A 20,767-nucleotide genomic window follows, 5' to 3' on the forward strand; every position below is an offset into this window, starting at 1 on the left:
TTCCTGTTAGTCATGGCTCGCATGGTCCCCGTGATTCATCGAGGAATCTCCGTCCATCTCCATGTCCGCCGGCATTTCGCCCGTAGCGGCTTGATCCGAGTCGGCGCCATGCTCGTGCTCCGTCGACGACTCGCCGCCCGTACCGCCGTGATCATGCCCGCCGTATTTGGTCACGATCCTCTCGAACAAACCTGCCGGTATCGAGGAGAACGTCTCCACGTCGGAAACTCCAGGCTTCGCCAATTGCTCGTAACCTTCGTTCGTGAGCGCGGGAGACGAGCCCTTGACTTCCTTCACCCACGCGTCGAACTCCTCTTGGGAGGTCGCCTTTGCGGTGAATTGCATTTTGCCGAAGTCTTTTCCGCTAAAGTTAGCTCCCATACCCATGTAAGAACCCGGCTCGTCGGCAATAAGATGGAGTTTCATCGCCATCCCGGACATCGTATAGATCTGACCGCCCAGCTGCGGAATCCAGAAAGAGTTCATCGGAGCATCCGAGGTGAGTCGGAATTCGATCGGCACATCCTCAGGGAACTGAATGTAATTGATCGTCGCTATGTCTTGATCCGGATATTGGAACAACCACTTCCAATCCAGCGAGGTTACCTGTATGACAATCGGTTTCGCCTCATGCTCAAGCGGTTTGGACGGCTCGAGCATGTAAGTATACCTAGCCGTGACGGCAGCCAATATCACTATGATAACGATGGGAATCCCCCACCAGATCAGTTCGAGCTTCGTGCTGTGTTCCCAGTGCGGATCATACTTAGCTTTGCTTTCCGGCCTTTGTCGGTATTTCCATACTATATAGAAAGTAAGTATCAAGACCGGTACGATAACGACCAAACAAAGCGCGGTAGATATCAGAATGAGATCCAATTGATGCTTGCCTATAGCGCCTTTCGGATTCAATACGATCAGCTTTTCGCCGCAGCCGGTCATCAGGATCGTCATCGCGGCCAGCGACAGGACGGCCATCAGCCGCCGAAACCCTTTCACCATTTCCATCTCCCCCATCTTCTTGCTTACAACTTTTTCCTCGTCATAAGTACCCGAAAGCATAGTTACCCGAGGGCGACGAACTTCAGTATTCCCTCTCCTGCATCCACCATAGCAGAAAGAAAAGCAGGATTCCGCACAGTTAACAAAGGCGACAAATAAACGTCGAAATTTCGCAATACTTTGTTCACGAGTTTGACGCATTGTGAAATAAATTACATACTTATCCACAAATTCAAGTCGTTTTCTCGAAGTCGCCGATAAATGCAAAAAGACCATCCGATCGGAGCGTATGCTCCATCGGATGGTCCTCGTTCCGCAGTTATTAAATTAACTCTTCCGAAGTGACCTTCGCTTGGGAAGCTTCCTGGTTTCTTTGCATCAGGGGAGCGATTACGCCGAACAGCATAATCTGGCTGCCTCCGATCAGAAACCCGATCCCTACCATTAATCCGAGATTGCGGTCGTTAAACTGGGCGATGTTCATGAGGCAACAGAGAATGCCTACTCCGATAACGATCATGGCTACCCATTTCAACATCCGAGACATTTCCTTATTTTTCATGAGGTCCGCCTCCTCTCCGTTGTAAGCGCTATATGTGAACATTTTAGCACAAACTATTGACGAATTAAAGTCGAAATTCACAATTCGGACAAAAAGAGGCTATTCGACGACCGCCGTGGACGCTACCGCCGCGTTACCGGACGATTCGCCTATCGCCTCGGGCGACGGATCGGCCGGAGCGGCATTGCCTTTCTTCTCGTTTTCCTCGTTCAGCAACTGCTGGCCTTGGGCTTGGAGTTTATCCAACGCCTCGGATACCGTAACGCTTCCGTCGGTAACTCCTTGCATCGCCTGCTGCGTCAAGCCGTCGTATTTCATCATGAACTCCTGCGGCAGTTTGTCGAAATCCTTATACATGTTGTTCTGGGCGGGCTTCAAGCTATAGAAGGCTTGTATATTCTTCCCCTCTAAGCCTTGAATATGCTTTATCCGCGCAGGGAATCCGCCGTTCTGGGTCTTGGAAGTGACCCTGGCGAATTCATCCCCATTAATGTAGCTGATGAACTTCCATGCGGCATCGGCATTGGACGAATTGGCGTCGATGGCGAATATCTGACTGAACGACATTCCCGTGCTTTCGTCCGGCCGTTGCGGATTCACCGGTAACGTCACGACATCCCAATTTTGGATCCCTTTGTCCTTCAGCACGTTCTTCGCTTCTTTAAGCTGGTCCATTAAGTAGTTGCCTTCCATGACCATGGCAACCTTGCCTCCGATAAACGGATCCCTGAGAAGGTAGCTCTCGTAGGAGTTATCCGTCGTGCTCGTGACGTTCATGTTATTCGGATCCTCCGTAAACAACGAGCCGGACTTGAGCGCCTTGTTCGCCGTTTCGAATGCCGCTTTCCACGAATCGGTATTGATGGACATCTGCATCGTCGTCGGATTAACGTAGCTCAGCCCTTGCGAGGAGCCTATGTTCATCCCGAAATAATAAAGGTTCGTCTGATACCCAGCCTTCAAGCCGTAGACGCGATCCTCTTTATTCCCGTCGGTCGGGAATCTGGCCGCCAATTGCAGAAGTTGATCCCAGCTCATTCGATCTTCCGGGAGCGTAACTCCGTATTTCTCGAACATGTCCTTGTTGTAATAGATCGCTTGGCTATAGAAGTTCGGAGTCAGACCGTACAGAATTCCGTCGCTTTGCTCCTTGATGTAATCGACGAGTCCGGGAACCAGTCCTTCGAGATCGAATTCGTCCTTTTTGATGAACGACTCCAGATTGTAGAGCTTGCCTTCCCCGGCCATCCTGCTGTACTCGTCCGCGCTTAACATAAGAACGTCCGGCTTCTTCTCGGCGATAAAATCCTGCATTGCCTTCTGCATATCCTTGCCCTGCTCGTATTGGACCTCTTGGGTGGATACGATCTCGACCTCGATATTCGGAAACAGCGCGGAAAACAGCATGCCGTACTGTTGATAGAAGCTTCGTTCGTCATAGTGCATAACCTTTAGCGTCGTTTTCGTATCTCCATCGGACTCCGTGCTTCCCGAATTACATCCGGCGAGCAGCCCCGTAATCATCGCTATGATGGCGATTATGATTAGTTTATTGGATTTCATGATGATCCTCCCAGTACAAATGATAATGATAACGAACAACAGAATTAAGTAATGACCCTCTACCCTCCAAATCTATGAATTATTTTACATATTGTACCATGAAAGGGGGAAGGAAGGATTAAACTTTTCCTTAAGATTTCCACTTTAAGCAGAATAGCGAGCGTACGGCATTTTCAATTCGGCAAACTGGCGATCTATTTTTATTTTCTCAGTACCTTGCATTATTCAATACCGCGTGTTAAATTATAGCTACACCAACTACTGTTTAATATTCAGTACTAGAAAATGATGAATAGATGGGATCGGAGGAACATCAGTGGATATCAATACGCAATTCAAAAAGGGAGTACTGGAGCTTTGCGTTCTAGTTCTCATCCAGAAAAACGACCGGTACGGATACGAGTTGGCCGAAGCGGTGTCGGAACACGTCGAAGTAGCCGAAGGCGCACTCTACCCCCTACTTCGCAGGTTGGTCAAAGACGGCTACTGCACGACTTATCTGCAAGAATCCAGCGAAGGTCCGCCCCGCAAGTATTACAAGCTAACGCCCGAAGGCGCGTTATATTCCAAAGAATTAATAATCGCATGGAACGCGTTCGTGCAGAACGTGGGCAATTTGATCGAGCAAGGAGATTTCCCGAAGTGAGCGCCAGCCTCCGATAAATCCAACTTTCCCCAACTTAAGTCGGGGTTAGCTGTGAACCCGCGTCGGATACGAAGCAGGCAAATCTAAGATATGATCAATCTAAAGAATGGAAGAGGGAGAATCCCAATGAACAAACTGGAGTTTATCGAAACGCTCCGCCATTACCTCTCCTCGATGCCCGAGGAAGAACGGAACGAACTATTACGCGATTACGACGCGCATTTCATGTACGGACTGCAGAACGGGAAGACGGAAGCGGATATCGCGCGAGAGCTAGGCGATCCGCTAACGCTGGCGAGGGAAGCGGTAGGAGATCATTTCTTGCCCCCGCCGCCTTGGTCGCCGCCGCGCAGGGATATTCCCCGGTTCGTCGGAGTCACCATCGCGCTTTTCTTCTTGAACTTGATGATCGCACTCCCCGTTTTCGCGTCGGTATGGGCGGCCTTCGTCGCTTTGTGCGCCGCTACGGTTGGCGCCTTCTTGTCTCCGGTCGCTTTTGTCGCGGACTCGATATTCGAAAGCGGGTTTGCCCTTCATAAGCTATTCGTAGCGATCGGTTCAATCGGTATCGGCATGCTTCTGCTTCCGTTAGTCCGTTTCGTCGGTAAATGGCTCATCTTCGCTACGGTGAAATACGGCCAATGGAACTACAAGATTTGGAGAGGGAGATCATGAACATGAATATGAATATGAGAAAATTCTGGTATTTCACCGCATTCTGCCTGATCATCATCGGAGTCGCCGGCGCGCTCACCTTCTGGAAGAACGTGGACGAGGACCTTCCGAGCTTCGACAAAACATGGACTTTTTCCGCGGCGGATCTGCGTAAGCTGCACATCGTTAGCGATTACGACGTGGACGTCAAATTCGTGAAGAGTACCGATGGAGAGAATTCCATCCGGCTTCATGGCAAGGGAACCGAAAAAATGATCGAAAACACTATCGCAACGGAAATCTCTAGCCAGAGTCTGAAGCTCAACCTCGTGCAAACGCCTAAGACATGGATTCAATTTCTGGAATTCGATATTACGAGAGCGAAAGAAGAGCTTATCATCTCCGTATCGGACGATTCTCTTCTTGAATCCTTGAAGATTGAGTTGGATTCCGGGAATATCAACATCGCGGATGCCTCCCTCGTCAAGATTGCGGACGCGGAACTATCCGCGGACTCCGGAAATCTGATCCTCAATAACTTCAGGAGCGACCGCCTTGAGCTCGATGTAGAATCCGGAACGATTACGGGCAATTATATCACCGCCGACACAGAGGCCTCGGCCGACTCCGGAAACATCAAGCTAGAAAATATGACCGGACGGACCAACCTTTCCGTCGACTCGGGCAACATCAAGCTTTATAAGCTGGATACGGCGGATGCGGAAATATCGGCCGATTCCGGTAACGTATACGTTCAGGTTCCCGCCGTTTTCGCAGGCTTCTATGACCTGCAGGTCGATTCCGGAAAAATAAATTCTCCCGATTCCAAACGCGAGACGAATGATTACGTGAAGGTCAGAGCCGATAGCGGAAATATCACGATCGAGGAATCCCGGCAATAATCGAGAATGAATCCAAAGCCTATTCATATCTTCTACGCCAGCACGCCTTATTTCTCAGGAGCATTCGGGGAGTACGGCGTGTTTTGTCGTGCGCGAAAAGCGGCACCTACGTTGCAAGACGGGGACGCTCCTCCAACTTTAGTCGGGGAAGATTACCGCACCAGGGGCTGTTTCGGGGTCAGGCATTCCGTAGTTACAATGGAAACAGAAACAATCCCCGATCGGGGATGCGGACTTATTCAAGGAGGTTTTTCCTTTGTTCTTTCTATTTACGACCATTATCTACGCAAGCGCGTTTCTTTTGATCGTCCTATCGTGGATCGCGGGAAGCAAAGCTTCTCTCCTCCTCTACGGAGGGTCGCCCGAACGGTTGAACCGCAAGACCCGCAAGCAATTGGTATGGTCCGCTATCGTCGCCGTCCCGGCCGTCGGAATTATCGCAGGCACGCTGCTTATGGCCAATACCATGAGCCCGGTATTCTGGGAAGACCGGGTCTATCTCCATCTACCGTTAGTCCTAACCCCTTTGCTGGCTACTTGGTTGCTTGCCGTCCCGAAATTGTGGAAGCTATGGAAGCTAACGAGCAGATCCGCGGACGCAGCTTCTCAAGCAGATATTCGCAAGCAATCGGCGAACCCCTTGATCATTGTCCCATTCCAAATGTCCGCCCTCGGAGCCGCAGTGATCTTCTACTTCCTACTCGTCACCCCCGTCCCGCTCCAGCCCGCGAAAGCGATCGTCCCCATTCTGCTGTGGGCGGCTGCCTCTTTCGTCCTCTGGCGGATTCATGACCGGCGCTACCGGAAGATCGATTCCACGGACGCTAAGCTCAATCTCCAACCGTGGAGAAGAGCGATCAAAGGCGTTGGCATTTTCTGCGTGGCCGCCGGAATCGCGTCGATCGCGCTCGTTATCGAGAGCGAGAACAGCCGACTCCCTTCCCAGCTAAGCATGACGGAAGGTCCCATGGATTTCGGCGGAGGCATAGAGCTTGTCCACAACAAGACGGACGCCATGTCCGTCGCCATGCTGACCGGACCCCGAGAGGTTAAACCTGACCGCACGTTCACGTTAACCGCGGAGAAGAAAACCGTAACGCTTGCTTCCGGCAAACAGATCGACGTGTGGTCATATAACGGGCAAGTTCCGGGACCTGAGCTCCGGATGAAACAAGGAGAGCTGGTGGAGGTCACTCTGATCAACAAGGATATCGAAGTCGGCGCAACGATTCATTGGCACGGACTCGACGTCCCCAACGCCGAGGACGGGGTCGCCGGAGCTACGCAAGACGCGGTTATGCCGGGCGGGAAGCACGTCTACCGCTTCGTGGCGGAGCAGACGGGGACGTTCTGGTATCATTCGCACCAAGATTCGCGGGTAGCGGTGCAAATGGGCCTCTTCGGCGCGCTGATCGTCGAGCCTGCCATACCCTCCGGCAAGTCCTCAGGTGAAGACGTAACCGTGATCACCCACGTATGGGACGAACAGGGATTGTCGATCGGCATGGAGACAGGAGTTCAACGCAAGCAAATCACTCCCGGAACTCCCGTAAGGATTCGCTTAATCAACACCCAGGATTGGGTCAGGCAGAAATACGTGCTTGCCGGCACCTCGTTCCAAGTAGCAGCGCTTGACGGCACGGACCTGCACGAGCCTTCCGATTTACAGGATACCCACCTGATACTAACGACCGGCGGCCGAGCGGACCTAACGTTCCTCATGCCTGATCACCCCGTCTTCCTTAGCGTCGGCAGCGATAAGAATCTAGGTATTCTCCTAAGCAGAGACGGGACGGGAGACATCCCCGACATCCCTAAGACGGAAGTGTTCGATCCGATTCACTACGGCACGCCCGGCGATACTCTCGTAACCGCGAATAGCGATTTCGACCGGGAGTTCGATCTGATCCTCGATAATAAACTCGGCTTCTACGATGGACAATTCGGCTCTCTCTATACGATGAACGGAGAAGTTTTCCCCAATACGCCTATGTTTATGGTCCAAGAAGGCGATCTCGTCAAGACAACGATCACTAACCGCGGAGCCGTCGACCATCCCATGCATCTACATGGTCATCATATGCTGGTACTATCCTATAACGGGGAACTCGCCACGGGCAGCCCGTGGTATTCCGATACGCTCGACGTCCAACCGGGGGACACTTACGAGGTCGGCTTCGTAGCGGACAATCCGGGATTGTGGATGGATCATTGCCACAATCTGACGCATGCCGCGGTCGGGATGTCGATGCATCTCATGTACGATGGAATTACTTCGCCATACACCGTCGGGACGGACACCGTCAATCATCCGGAATGAGTATTGGTCAGTCCGGTCATCGTTCCATGAAACATAACACTCTATACTTTTAACAAAATGTAATAAAATATGACATAATAATATAGTTTAACTAGGAAGTTTAGCTGTTTTCGTTTGCGAACGTTAAATTCAGACACGTTTATTGTAAAACTTCCCTCTTTCGAAATAAAACTGTCGAATTCCTTGGGCTTTTATGTTAATTTAACTTACATAAAGTTCCACGAGTTTATTCTGGATTCGACAAGGAGAACAGACCCTCCCATGCGCCTTTTATTGAAACCCGCTCTCTTCGTACTTAACTCCCTGAAATACGCCTACAAGTTCATTCTCATCGGAATCTTGATTCTCATCCCTCTAACGGTATCGATGTATTATCTCGTAACGGAATTAAACGAGGGTTACGAATTCGCCTACGACGAACGCAACGGAGTCGAATATAATCGCGGACTGCAAGCGGTCATGTCGACGTTGGACGAGCATCGGAGACTCTTCGTTGCCGGGGAAGGAGAACAAGCGAAAGTCGCGGAAGCACTCATCGATCAAAAATTGGCCGAAATGGACCGGATCGACGCCAGAATCGGAACCGTTCTGGAAGCAACTGCCGACTGGGAGGGCTTGAAGGCGCACTGGGCGGATATTAAGAGCTCCCTCGCGAACTATACTCCGGAGCAAGTCGGTCATGAGCACGCTTTTCTCATCGAAGAAGGTGCTGCTCTTATCTCGCATGTAGGCGATACATCCAAGCTCATTCTCGATCCGGATCTGGATTCGTATTATTTAATGGACGCTACGGTCATTCGCCTTCCGTTGCTCGGCAAACAAATCGGCGATTTAAGAGACCAAGGAAAACGGCTCTCCGAGAAAACCGAGCTTTCCCGCGAGGAGATGACCGATTTAACCGGTCAAGCAGCCGCCATACAGATCGCGGTAGACAGCATTGGCGCCGGTTACACGATTATCGAGGAACAGAATCCTGCGCTAAAGGATAAGCTAGAGCCCGCGGTCCAGCAATTTCAAAGCGCGATGGATAGCTTTATCTTTACGCTTCAGGAAGGGTACATCACTTACGGAACCGTGACGGGTACTTACGAGCAATTCTCGGAGGCATCGCAAGCGGCTATTCTCGCAACGAACGCCTTATACGCGGCCGATGCCGAACAACTGGAAGCTTTGATCGTAAAGAGGCAGAACCATTACTCCGACGTCAAACGATTCGTAATCTCTTTCGTCGTCGTTCTCGCCCTGATCGTATTCTACATGTTCCTTGGGTTCTATTCCTCCATCATGCGGGCGATCGGCTTGCTTCTCCATTCGAGCAACGAAGTCGCCAAAGGTCATCTCAACGCGCGAATGCCCGTATCGACTAGAGACGAGATGCGCAATGCGGCGCTGTCCTTTAATCATATGGTTTCCGAGATGCGCGCTTTGATCGGCGCTAGCAGCCAGAACGCGGAACAAGCCGCCGGCACATCGTCCCGGTTGGCGGATATCGCGAGGCACTCTTCCGAATCCAACGCGCTGCTGACGGCTTCCATTCAAGAAACCGCAATCGGAGCGGATAAGCAATTAAGAAGTACTTTGGATTCGGCGAAAGCGATCAACGAAATGTCCATCGGGATCGGGCGCATCGCCGAGACGACCGGAAACGTGCTCCAAGTGTCCCTGAACTCCGCGGAACAAGCCGAAGAGGGCAAACACGCCTTGGACCGGGTCGTAAGCCAGATGGGAGCCATCCAACAATCGGTGAACGGAACGGCGGTTTCAATCGAGCAATTAAACGGATTCACCCAACAAGTCGGCCAAATGGCGGAATTCATTAAAGGCTTGGCTTACAAGAGCAACATCCTAGCTTTGAACGCCTCCATAGAAGCGGTCAGGGCCGGAGAACACGGTCGCGGATTCGTCGTCGTTGCCGACGAGACCCGCAAGCTAGCCGAGATGTCGGGCTCCTCGGCGGACGGTATCGCGGAGTTGCTGGATCGTATCCTCTCGGCAAGTGAGCAATCCCTCCATTCCATGACTCAGGTTCGGCAGGAGGTTCAGTTGGGAAGCCAGTCCGTCCAGGACGCCGGGCAGACCTTCCAGCTCATTCTCTCTTCCACGAGAAGCATTGCAGGCCAAATGCAGGAAATATCCGCGGCGGCACAGCAGATGGCGGCTTCCTCGGAGCAAGTATCCGCCACGATTCAGCAAATATCCGACATTGCCCAGGGCTCCGCGAACCAAGTCGGCCAGATGAGCGACTTATCCGCTATCAATTTATCCTCGATGCAGGAGCTGTCCGAGCAAGCGAACTTATTGAAAAATCTATCCCAATCCTTGCGGCAGCAAATCGATAAATTTACTTCTTAAGCCCGGTCGCTCTCTTTGGAGCCTATTATAGTTCTGTGCGAATCCTGCAATGAACTATGATAGGCTCTTTTCTTATTGGCGAGAGTTCGGGAAGGCGGATGTGGTTCGGGGAATAATTTTATACTATCCGATCGCAAAGAAACCCGCGATCGTCGCGGGTTTCAACAGTACAAGTCGTTGGTACGTACGACCGCTAACTCATCCAGCTCGAGATTTCCAAGAAGTAAGCGATGAACTGGTCCGACGTCATCGGCCGTCCGGTAAAGAAGCCTTGAATCCGGTCGCACTGCAATTGTTGCAACCGATGCAGCTGACCTTCCGTCTCGACCCCTTCCGCCGTTACCGACAAGCCCAAGCTATGAGACATCTCGATAATCGCCTTGGCGATAGCATCGTCATCGGAATCCTCTATCATGTTCAGGATAAAGGAAGGATCTAGCTTGACGATATGGACGGGCAGCTTCTTCAGCAACAGAAGCGAGGATTGACCGATTCCGAAATCGTCGATGGCGATTTTAACTCCGATTTCCACCAGCTCGCCAAGCATACTTATGCTGTGCTCCATGTTCTGCACGGCGGTATGCTCGGTGATCTCCAGGCATAGGTTAAACGGCTCGATACCCGTGTCCCGAAGCACCTTTCGGACTAGCTCGGGGAAATTCTCCTGCTGGAATTGTAGCGCGGATATATTCACCGAAATAACAAGCGAAGGCATTCCGGCGCGAATCCAACGCCTGCATTCCAGGCAAGCCTGCTCTAGAACCCATTGCCCGATCGGAATAATAAGCGAGGTTTCCTCCGCGAGCGGGATGAACTCTCCCGGCTGAATCGTTTTACCGTCGGGGGTATTCCATCTAAGCAGCGTCTCGGCACCGTGAACCTTTCCCGTGGACAGCGATACTTGGGGTTGGAAATTCAACGCCAATTCTCCCCGTTCCAATGCGTATCTTAGTCCGCTCTCCATATTGAATCTTTCCACCCTTTTCGAGCTTAGCGCAGGTGTGTAGATTTCCAGTCGATTGCCGCCGTTCTCCTTCGTATGGTACATCGCCAAGTCCGCATACCTGATGAGAGAATCGACGTTCTCGCCATGACACGGGTAGATACACGCCCCTACGCTCGCGGAAAGATAGAATTTCTGGCCTTCCAATAGAAAGGGCTTCGTCAACATTCGAAGCATCTTGTCCGCAACGGTTACTACCTCTTCCACTCCTTCGATTCTGGACAACAATACGATGAATTCGTCGCCGCCCAGCCTCGCGATGATATCGCTCTCCTTCACGCATGCATTCAGCTCTTGAGCCACTTGCTGCAAGAGCATATCCCCGGTCTGATGACCCTGAGTATCGTTAACGATCTTGAAGCGATCTAGATCGATCATCATGACGGCTAATTTCTTTCCGTCCCGATCCCTTTCCTTCATTGCCGCGTTCAATTCGTCCTTGTACAGCAACCGGTTGGGCAGTCCCGTTAGCGCATCCTGATACGCCAATTGAGTAATCCTGGCCTCATTATCCTTCTTCTCCGTAATATCCGTCATGGAACCGATGATACGAATCGCCTTGCCGGCATCGTTCCAGACGATATCCCCCGCCATATATATCCACGAGAAATGACTACCCTCGCCCCGAATACGGAATTCCAGCTGAATCGGATGGTTTGTGCGGTACGGCTGCACGAAACATAAGCGGAGCGCCTTCCGATCCTCGCGATGAACCAGCTTCATGAAGGCCCGCGGTTCATTCGTCAATTCCATGCTAGTCCTGCTTAATATATTATGCGCCCGGATATTCCAATGAATCTTGTTGGTCTCCAAATTCCAATCCCATATTCCGTCGTTCGTCGTCCGGGATACGATCTCCAATTTCTCCGCGATCGAGCGAATTTGGTCGAAGAGCAGCTCGCGTTCCAACGCGACGGCAAGAATCGTGAAGCTATGACGGGAGAGGTCGTTCGCGACGAAATTGTTCAACGGATCGAGCGGACCCGCAAGAGCGATATACCCCCAATTCTGAAGATCCGACTTAACGGGATGCAGAATGACGACGTCTTCGCCACCGGGTTGAGTACCGGGCGGAAGGAAATCTACCGGAGGGAACCGATGCAATGGATATGCCTTCCCGACAGGCGGAACTCTATCTCCGTTCTTGCTGAACGCTTGCCGGACGACCAGTTGCTTCTCTCCGTTCGCGTCCTCTTCCCACAAAGCCAGACATCCCCAGTGCGACAAATTCCAGAAGAGCTTGGAAATATGTATTTTATCGTCTTTAGTGGCTAGGATTAATCCCTGTGTCATCTTATAATTGTTGACCGTAATATTATGCAGCGAGATGCGAAGCTGGGAAAGGCTCTGCATATAATGATCGAATTCGGCCGCCGAGGAAAATTGCGTTCTCTCCGCGCATCCGCAAGAGGAACGAATAACGAGGCGCGCCGGTATGATCGACTCCCTCGCATCCGGCTTCCCCTTCTCCAGCATCTCGAAAGCGATGCGGACGGCTTCGTTAGCCATCGCCTCGAACGGCTGACGAATCGTCGAAAGCGAAGGATAGTTAACGGCCGCCTGATGAATATCGTCGTATCCGATAACGGCGAAGTCTTTCGGCACGGAATAGCCTCGCGATTGCAGACAGTCGATGATCCCCAGCGCGTTCAAGTCCGTACCGGCGGCAAACGCGGTGAAGGGAATGTCGCCGAGCAGCAACTGCTCCGTCGCTTTATGCCCGCTCTCCAGCAAGTTGTCGTCCGTCCTGACTACCAGTCGCTCGTCAAATGGCAGTCCCCGCTCTTCCAAAGCATCCCGGTATCCTAAATATCGTTCGTACAAGTCGTACTGAGTCACATTGCCGACGAACGCGATCCCCATATGCCCGTGATCGATCAAATGGCAGACCGCCGTTTTCATGCTCGTCCGATTATCGGCGAGAACGGAATACCCTTGCGGATAAGGGGATTGGAACCCGACGCACACGAAAGGCTTATCGCTGTTCCCCAGCATTTCCAGGAAAGAAGCGCTTGCGGACGGCAAAATCAATATCCAAGCATCTACCAGGTCGAATGCGATGGGTTCATCCAACGCGGTTATTCCCAAGTAATCATCGGCGACTTGTATCGCGAATAGCTGCGATTGCCGCTCACGAACGGCTTGATGCATATGCGGTAACAGTCGTCCGTAATATTCCCCGTCCAGGTGCGGCGCGATCACGCCTATCCGGTATCCTTGAACCATGATACCCCCTGCCTTCTACGTGTAAGTAAATATCGAATGTGGTTAATGACAAATTTCAACATCTTTCCTCGAAATCCTTTTGAAGAACTTCATAGCGGGCAAAAAACTTGCGGTAGATATCGACACCCTTCGTATCGTATTTCCGCGCGTTTTCATGGTCTCTATTCCCTTATCGGAAAATATCGCATTTGTTGAGAGCGAAAAAGGCGATTTTCTTCATCGCCAAAGACGCCTCGTCTCGAGACGGCAAGCCCATTAGCTTAGATAACTATTATTTCTTCTCGGGGGGCTACTCCGGGAAAAATAGTATCTCAGGGCACGCTTATTTGCCTCCGGGGAGCTATTTGGGGCAATTGTACCGCCTCGCGGTTACTACTTAGGTGCCCCGCTGTCCAGTACGATGGTAATCATCGTTATTCAAGCCAATGAGCCCTATTGAAATCAAAGTAGGATGGAGAACATCGCTATTGATTGAATATTCGGAAGGAAAACCATAAATATTGAACAATAGCGATAATAACCATCCTTATCCAGCTTATATTTTGATCATGGATCTAAATTACATGGATTCACATCGCTATTGGATATGTACCCAAGAGTGCTTCCTTTTACAGACCTAAGTAGTAACGGCCTCGCGAGCCTATTTCAACTCGCGGAGCGCATTGGTATGTAGCCTGGTTACTACGGATGATAAAGGAGGAGTGAAAGTCCAATCGAACTAGGGGATGACTCGTTATGGACAGTGTTGTTAGTCATGGAAGGTAGATGGAGCAGCTATGCTCTGACATGAGTCCTAGTTGCGATTGATTTAATGTACTGGGTTCGAGAAAAATCAGAGGGGAAAACCGGGGAGTGCGCAATGAACGATCGATCAACGACGGGTATTATAGCTTGCTGTCTATAAATCGTCATGGACGGTTGCTTCCCGCCATCGAACATTTGATTTAACGACACGCCGTTAATGCTGGCGCTTAGGCAAAAATCTCATTCGACGGCGCTAGCGTTCGAAAAGCGGCTATGGAAGCGGCTACGGTAAAGGATGTTACGTGATGACTTTGGGCAGTAACTTCGGACTTCAATTCAACATGGCGGTAATCATTCGCGGAATGTCCCTTAGGGCCGACTTAACTTCGACGGCTCCCATATCGTACGCCGCCTTGGGCATTCCGTACACGACGGACGAACGCTCGTCCTGCCCGATCGTCCTAGCCCCCTTGTTCCTCATCGCCAACAGTCCCCGCGCTCCGTCTTGGCCCATACCGGTCAGCAACACGCCGATCGCCCTATTGCCCGCCTCCTTGGCGGCGGATTCGAACAAGACGTCGACCGAAGGGCAATGTCCGCTTACCTTTTCGCCCCTGCGACATTCCACCTTGAATCTTTTGCCGACTTTGACCAACGTGATGTGCCGATCTCCCGGGGCGATCAACACCGTGCCTTGATCGACGTAATCCCCTTCCTTTGCTTCACTGACTCTAAGAGAGCAAGCCAGATTCAGCCTTTCCGCGAACATGCGGGAGAATACGGGCGGGATATGCTGAACGATAACGATACCGGGGGAACTCGGGGACAATCCGCTAAGCACCGAATGAATGGCTTCCGTCCCGCCTGTCGAAGCTCCGATGACGATTATTCGATCCGAATCCTTCGAAATAGAGTGGAGCATCCCACTAGCGCTTGGTCCGGGCGCCGCGGCTCTGCCGACGACTTTCGCCTGAGAGGCGGCCTTAATAACGTCTATAAGATCGTGAAGGAAGATTTCCACCCTGCCCGGAGTCATGAAGCTCGGCTTGGCCACGAATTCCACGGCTCCGGCCTTCAGCGCATCGAGAGCCGATTCATCCATAGAACTCACGGCTATGACGGGCAATGGATACTGGGGAAGCAGTTGACGAATAAATTCGATCCCGTTCATATGCGGCATCTCTATGTCGCATGTAATTATATCCGGCCTATATTGCAGAATCTTGTCGCGCGCTTCGTAGGGATCCTTGGCGACGCCCACGACTTCAATGTCAGGGTCGGAAGAGATTCCCCTCATCAGAACCTCTCGGAAAACGAGAGAATCGTCCACCACCAATACTCTAATCCTTCTTTTCCCTTCCCAATCCAGCATGATCGACCCTCCCGTGCCAGCGCCTAGCGTGTTTTCTAACCGTCCCTGCGATACACGGAAGGCATAACGTACCTATAACCCGTACCATCTCGCTCCAACGACTCGGAATGACCGATGAAGAGATAACCTCCGGGCTCCGTATGTTCATAAAATTTCCGAATCAAGTCCGCCTTCGTCCGCTCGTCGAAATAAATCATGACGTTCCTGCAGAAGATAGCGTGAAATTTCCTTTTGAATGGAAAAGCCGGCTGCATCAGATTGAATCTCCGAAAAATAACGGCTCGTTTGGCTGCATCGGAGACGACTGAATGCCCTTCGGGACCCTTGCGGAAATAGACCGAACGCCATGCGGAAGGCAGAGCTTCCAGACTCTTATCGGGATACGTCCCCCGAACCGCGGTTTCCAGCGCCTTCGAGGATATATCGGTAGCCAGCACTCGGGTGTCCCAAGCCGGCTGCTCGGATCGGAAACGCTCGTCAAGAAGGAATGCCAGCGTATACGCTTCTTCACCGGTGGAGCAGCCTGCGCACCAAATCCGCACATCCCTGTTGCGAATCGTTTGGGACAACCCCGGGAGCACCCGATCCTTGAAAAATTGAAAATGGCTGGCTTCCCTCATGAAAAACGTATGATTAGTCGTGATCTTATCCGCGAGCAAAGAAATAGCCGCACCGCTCGAATCCGACAGTAGATGGTGGAAATAATCGGTGAAATTACTGAACCGCTGCTCTGCCAGCACCTGCTGAAGCCGGCCCGCGAGTAACGCTTTCTTCTCGGGCTTCAGATGAATGCCGTAGCGGCTCTTGATGAAGTCCGAGAACTGCTTGAACTCTCCGTCGGTAATCGCGATCATCCTTAATATTTACCGAATTCCCGGTCGCTCAAGACGATTGAAGACGGAATGGAAGAAGCCGTCTCGGCGTAATCGTCCTTATGGCTTAACCTTTGCTTTCTAGATCTTCCCGACATATTGCCGAGCATTTGCAGAATCTCCGGGTCCAGCTTCTCCATGTCGCGATAAGATGACACGCTTCTAACGGATCTTCTCAACACGAAGCGGCTCACCTGTTCTTTAAGCATCTCGGCTTGCCCGGTCAGCTCCTCCGACGCGGCGGCGCTCTCTTCCGAAGTCGCGGAATTCGTCTGCACCACTTGGGACACCTGCATGATGCCTTGATTGATTTGAGACACTCCCGATGCTTGCTCGGAGGAAGCTATGGATATGTTGCCTACCAAGCTGGCTACTTTCGCCACGCCGTCGACAATATGATCCAGGGCGATGGCCGTATCCTTAGCGATACGCGTTCCGTCTTCCACCTTGCGGATAGAACCTTCGATCATATCGGTCGTTTCCTTCGCCGCATTGGCGGAACGCGCCGCCAGATTCCGCACTTCTTCCGCCACGACGGCGAAGCCTTTTCCGTGTTGTCCCGCGCGAGCCGCTTCCACCGCGGCATTAAGTGCCAATATATTCGTCTGAAACGCGATTTCGTCTATGACTTTGATTATTTTCGATATGCTTCCCGAAGACGTATTGATGTCTTCCATAGCCGTAAGCATCTCGCGCATTCTGGAATTTCCTTGAACGGCATTTTCCTTGGCTTGCTCCGACAGAGTGTTCGCAAGCGTCGCGTTCTCGGCGTTAAGACGAGTTTGCGCGGATATTTCCTGCAGAGAAGCCGTCAATTGTTCTACCGAGCTGGCTTGTTCGGCCGCGCCTTGGGACAGCACCATGCTAGACTCGGATACCTGCCTTGCGCCCGTAGATACTTGCTCGGATGCGGTCTGGATATTGGAGAGTACCTCGTTCATGTTATTCGTCATCTTACCGAAGGCATCGGAAAGTACGCCGACCTCGTCCTTCGTCGTCGCGACAATCTCCAGGTTCAGGTCTCCGTCCGCGATCCTATTCGCCGATTCGACCAGCTTTTTAATCGGATTGCTGATGATTCGGGAAATGAACAAACCTAAACCGACCGCCGCAATCATAGCCGCGATTACCACGGCGACCATCGTCATGATTGTCGTATTCGCCAATTGTCCGTACTCTTCCGCCCTTTCGGCACCTAACGAGTTCTTCTCCTCGAACAACGTATTGATCAAGCCCGTGGCTTCATCGGAATGAGCGGCTCCCACGTCCAGCAGACGCATTCCCTCGTCGGTTCTTCCCGATTGCCCGGCTAGAATGACCTGATCGCGAATCTTATCGTATTCCGTTAACGCGGATTCCAGCTCGTTGAACTTCGCGAGAGTATCGTCGGTTTGTATGCTCTTCTTGAAATCCGCCAGAGACGCCTGGATTTCCTCGTCGTATTTACTTATATTAGAGATCGCTTCGTCGCGCTTCGCGACATCCTCATATAGAAGGACGTTTCTTACCAGCGCGCGCGAATGATGAAAATTCATGCCTACTTTGCCCAAGTCCCCAACCGAGACCCCGAATTGATTATATAGATCCGTATATTTGTCATCGATTTTCTTCAGGTTGGTTATTCCGATGACCCCCACGGTTCCCGCCAGTAAAGCTACCAATATAAAGGATAGAATGAGCTTCTTGCCGATTTTCATATTATAGAACCATTTCATCGTCGCACTCCCCAGTCGCTCTAAGTATGTATCAAGCTTTCCACTTCGTTGTCGTTGAGCAGCCTATCGCAATCCAGAAGGAGAATGACGGACGTCCCCGATTTGCCTATCCCCGCAATGTAACGGTTAACCCCGTTGCCCGTTTCCGGAGGCGGCACGATTTCGGTAGCCGGAATGGAAAGCACCTCCGATACGCTATCCACGATCAGACCGACCGATATTTCCTGAATGTCGACCACGACGATGCATGTCCGATCGTTGTATTCCCGAAACGTTTTCTTAAACCTTAGCCTGACGTCCATGACGGGAACGATTTTCCCCCGTAAATTAATGATTCCGCGAATATGCTCCGGAAGCTCCGGGACCTCCGTGATGCTCTGAATGCCGATAATTTCCGTGACATGCTTGATCTCGATGCCGTAGAGCTCGTTCCCCAAAGAGAAGGTCAGAAACTTGTCCTTCTGCGCATCTTCCTCGCCGTATTCCTCGGGGCGGTTAAGTCCGCTCATCCCCATCCCCTCCTATCGTCTGTTGTAAGCCAGTTGAGCATTGCGGCGGCCCATGCCTAGCAGCTCCGCAACGTCGATGATCAAGCTGATATTCCCGTCGCCCAGAAGGGCGCAGCCCGCGATGCCTTCTCTTCTCATCGTTTGCTTGATATAACGCGGAAGCGTTTTGACGACGACCTGCTGCTGTCCGATCAATTCGTCCACGAAAAGGCAGAGATTTCTCCCCTCCTGCTCCAGCATGACGAAGATGCCCTTATCGAAGCTCGTTTCGCTCAACTTGCAGTTAAATCTTTCGTATAACCTCAGGATCGGATAACAAATGCCTCTTAGCATGATCATCTCGTTCCCGTCCGGATCGATGATCACATCGGATTGCTTCGGTCTGAACGACTCCATGATGGCAACGGTAGGCAACGTAAACCTCGAATCTCCCACCCTTACGTTCATACCGTCGATGATTGCCAACGTTAGCGGAATCTTCATCGTTACGCCGGAACCCGAATGCCTAATGCTTTCAACGGAAATCGTTCCGCCGACGGCTTCGACGTTCCGGGACACGACATCCATGCCGACTCCTCTGCCGCTGAATTCGGACACCTGCTCCTTGGTCGAGAATCCCGGGTGGAAAATAACGCCGTAGATCTCTTGGTCGCTTAGCTCGGAGGCATTTTCGGAGACTAGTCCGACCTCGCGCGCCCGCTCCAGGATCCGCTCCCGGTTCAAGCCTTTCCCGTCGTCCTTGACGATGATTTCGACGTCTCCGCCGTTGTTTCTGGCCTCGAGCGTAATGACGCCGTTAGCGACCTTTCCCTGAGCGAGCCTTTCCTCGGGCGGTTCGATGCCGTGATCGATCGCGTTCCGGACCAAGTGCATTAGAGGATCCGAAATTCGATCGATAATGTTCTTATCTAGCTCCGTCTCTTCCCCGATGATCCGGATTTCGACCTGCTTGCCGAGCTTCTGGCACATATCCCGCGCTACCCGGCGCATTTTATGAAACGTAGACACCAGCGGAACCATTCGGATCGACATCACGATATCCTGCAGCTCGCCCGTTATTTTCCGAAGATGACCGTTGGCCTTGGCATTCGCGCCGGCGCCGGCGCCGCCTGCCGTTTCACCTCCCGTCACCATAGCCTCGGCAATAACGAGCTCGCCGACCAGATCCATCAGCTTGTCGAGCTTGCTCACGTTGACGCTGATCATTCCGCCCCGTGCGTTGTCCCGTTTGTCCGGCATTTCCGGTTCAAGGATATCCCCATCATCCGGACTATTGCCCGCCTCCGAGCGAGGTCCGGTCAATTCCGGTACATAAACGACCTCTGACTGATCCCCCGGCTCTGACTCGTCGACTCCGACAATCAGCTCGAAACCCTCCAGAAAAGCCGTTTGCGCGAAAAAGCGGTGAACCTCTTCATAGTCTCTATTCGTATAGAATAGAACGCGAAAGCCATTCTCCCGGATCGGATCCACGCTGCACGTTTCATCCAATAGATCCGGGGGTTCATGGCTGAAGCTGTCGCTTATCTCTTGAAGGCGGTGAACGATATTATAAGCCCGGATGTTCTCCATCTGACAATGCTCTTGAAATCGAACGACGGCCTGGTAATACCTTTTCTCTATCTCGTATACGGGATACGGTTGCTTCAGAACGGCTAAGAACGAGTGGATATCGATAATAACCGAGACGGGATTGCCGCTCGGCGTTTCCGCGCGGGCAATGAGAGCCACCTCGGCTTTAATGAAATCGACGACCCTGAGAACGAGACTGGACAGCGCTTGAAAGTCGTAGTCCACCCCCGGGTTCGCCCGTATGTAATGAAACAAGTCCTCGATGGCGTGACCGATTTCGGCAATTCCCGAGTATTGCATCATCGCCGCCGAACCTTTAATGGTATGCATATTCCTGAAGATGTCGTCTATCGCCCGTGGGGAGAACGCGCTCGCATGCTCGTTATCCAGTATGACGCTCTCTACTTGTTCAAGAAGCTGAAAGGTTTCGAAAATGTACATTTCCATTAATGAATCCGACATGTCTAATCCGTTCATCTCTATCCCTACCCGTCGACGATCATTTTGAAAGTTCTTTGCTCTGGCAGTCGATATCGTCAATTCCTAATAAACAGGATACTTTAGCTCGGATAGCGGTCGTGTTCCGCGAAGTGTTTCCAGTAATCATTTCGGACAATCGGCTTTGCGAAAGCTGGTATTGCGTGCAGAACTCTTTGCGCGTCAACTCTCTCTCGGCCAGCCTCTGAATGACTTTCCATCCGAACTCCGTGGCTGTTTTTCTACCGGTCATTCCGACACCCCGTCGTGATCGTG

General features: G+C 51.8%; 15 protein-coding genes. 5 read left to right on the forward strand and 10 right to left on the reverse strand.

The window, feature by feature from the left end; translation table 11 throughout:
* Positions 1–6: 6 nt before the first annotated feature.
* The 3 genes from cyoA to DFP95_RS16090 form a co-directional block, all read right to left on the reverse strand.
* Positions 7–1,002, reverse strand: coding sequence for a ubiquinol oxidase subunit II (gene cyoA, locus DFP95_RS16080; RefSeq protein WP_115993822.1), 996 nt, complete (start codon positions 1,000–1,002; stop codon positions 7–9).
* 322 nt (positions 1,003–1,324) lie between these two features.
* Positions 1,325–1,564 carry a hypothetical protein gene (locus tag DFP95_RS16085; protein ID WP_115993670.1) on the reverse strand — a complete coding sequence of 80 codons (240 nt, stop codon included), beginning with the start codon at positions 1,562–1,564 and terminating at the stop codon, positions 1,325–1,327.
* 99 nt (positions 1,565–1,663) lie between these two features.
* Positions 1,664–3,127 (reverse strand): ABC transporter substrate-binding protein, encoded by a 1,464-nt coding sequence (locus DFP95_RS16090; protein ID WP_115993671.1) that lies wholly within the window; start codon positions 3,125–3,127, stop codon positions 1,664–1,666.
* 316 nt (positions 3,128–3,443) lie between these two features.
* Here DFP95_RS16090 and DFP95_RS16095 point away from each other — a divergent pair, with 316 nt between their 5' ends.
* The 5 genes from DFP95_RS16095 (at position 3,444) to DFP95_RS16115 (ending at position 10,001) form a co-directional block, all read left to right on the forward strand.
* A complete protein-coding gene (locus DFP95_RS16095) occupies positions 3,444–3,773 on the forward strand; it encodes a PadR family transcriptional regulator (RefSeq protein ID WP_115993672.1) in 330 nt (109 codons plus the stop codon).
* A 126-nt stretch (positions 3,774–3,899) separates the two neighbouring features.
* Positions 3,900–4,448, forward strand: coding sequence for a DUF1700 domain-containing protein (locus DFP95_RS16100; protein ID WP_181907458.1), 549 nt, complete (start codon positions 3,900–3,902; stop codon positions 4,446–4,448).
* Positions 4,445–5,329: a DUF4097 family beta strand repeat-containing protein gene (locus DFP95_RS16105; protein ID WP_181907459.1), complete on the forward strand. Its 885-nt coding sequence runs from the start codon at positions 4,445–4,447 to the stop codon at positions 5,327–5,329. Before DFP95_RS16100 ends, DFP95_RS16105 begins: the two co-directional genes overlap by 4 nt.
* 256 nt (positions 5,330–5,585) lie before the next feature.
* The gene (locus DFP95_RS16110) at positions 5,586–7,649 is read left to right on the forward strand and encodes a multicopper oxidase family protein (RefSeq protein ID WP_245987699.1); all 2,064 of its coding nucleotides are present in this window, start codon (positions 5,586–5,588) and stop codon (positions 7,647–7,649) included.
* A 261-nt stretch (positions 7,650–7,910) separates the two neighbouring features.
* Positions 7,911–10,001 (forward strand): methyl-accepting chemotaxis protein, encoded by a 2,091-nt coding sequence (locus DFP95_RS16115; protein WP_115993675.1) that lies wholly within the window; start codon positions 7,911–7,913, stop codon positions 9,999–10,001.
* Positions 10,002–10,194: 193 nt separating this feature from the next.
* Here DFP95_RS16115 and DFP95_RS16120 read toward each other — a convergent pair whose 3' ends face one another.
* The 7 genes from DFP95_RS16120 to DFP95_RS16150 form a co-directional block, all read right to left on the reverse strand.
* A complete protein-coding gene (locus tag DFP95_RS16120; protein ID WP_115993676.1) occupies positions 10,195–13,230 on the reverse strand; it encodes an EAL domain-containing protein in 3,036 nt (1,011 codons plus the stop codon).
* Positions 13,231–14,305: 1,075 nt separating this feature from the next.
* A complete protein-coding gene (locus DFP95_RS16125; RefSeq protein WP_115993677.1) occupies positions 14,306–15,346 on the reverse strand; it encodes a protein-glutamate methylesterase/protein-glutamine glutaminase in 1,041 nt (346 codons plus the stop codon).
* A 35-nt stretch (positions 15,347–15,381) separates the two neighbouring features.
* Positions 15,382–16,200: a CheR family methyltransferase gene (locus DFP95_RS16130; RefSeq protein WP_115993678.1), complete on the reverse strand. Its 819-nt coding sequence runs from the start codon at positions 16,198–16,200 to the stop codon at positions 15,382–15,384.
* Positions 16,201–16,202: 2 nt separating this feature from the next.
* The gene (locus tag DFP95_RS16135; RefSeq protein ID WP_115993679.1) at positions 16,203–17,933 is read right to left on the reverse strand and encodes a methyl-accepting chemotaxis protein; all 1,731 of its coding nucleotides are present in this window, start codon (positions 17,931–17,933) and stop codon (positions 16,203–16,205) included.
* A gap of 20 nt (positions 17,934–17,953) precedes the next feature.
* Entirely contained in the window at positions 17,954–18,442 is a 489-nt protein-coding gene (locus tag DFP95_RS16140; protein ID WP_115993680.1) for a chemotaxis protein CheW, read from the reverse strand.
* A gap of 12 nt (positions 18,443–18,454) precedes the next feature.
* Complete coding sequence (locus DFP95_RS16145; protein ID WP_115993681.1) at positions 18,455–20,491, reverse strand: chemotaxis protein CheA; 2,037 nt, start codon at positions 20,489–20,491, stop codon at positions 18,455–18,457.
* A 22-nt stretch (positions 20,492–20,513) separates the two neighbouring features.
* Complete coding sequence (locus tag DFP95_RS16150) at positions 20,514–20,744, reverse strand: hypothetical protein (protein WP_115993682.1); 231 nt, start codon at positions 20,742–20,744, stop codon at positions 20,514–20,516.
* Positions 20,745–20,767 lie beyond the last annotated feature (23 nt).

The sequence above is a fragment of the Cohnella lupini genome (genome assembly GCF_003386205.1).
GTDB lineage: Bacteria > Bacillota > Bacilli > Paenibacillales > Paenibacillaceae > Cohnella > Cohnella lupini.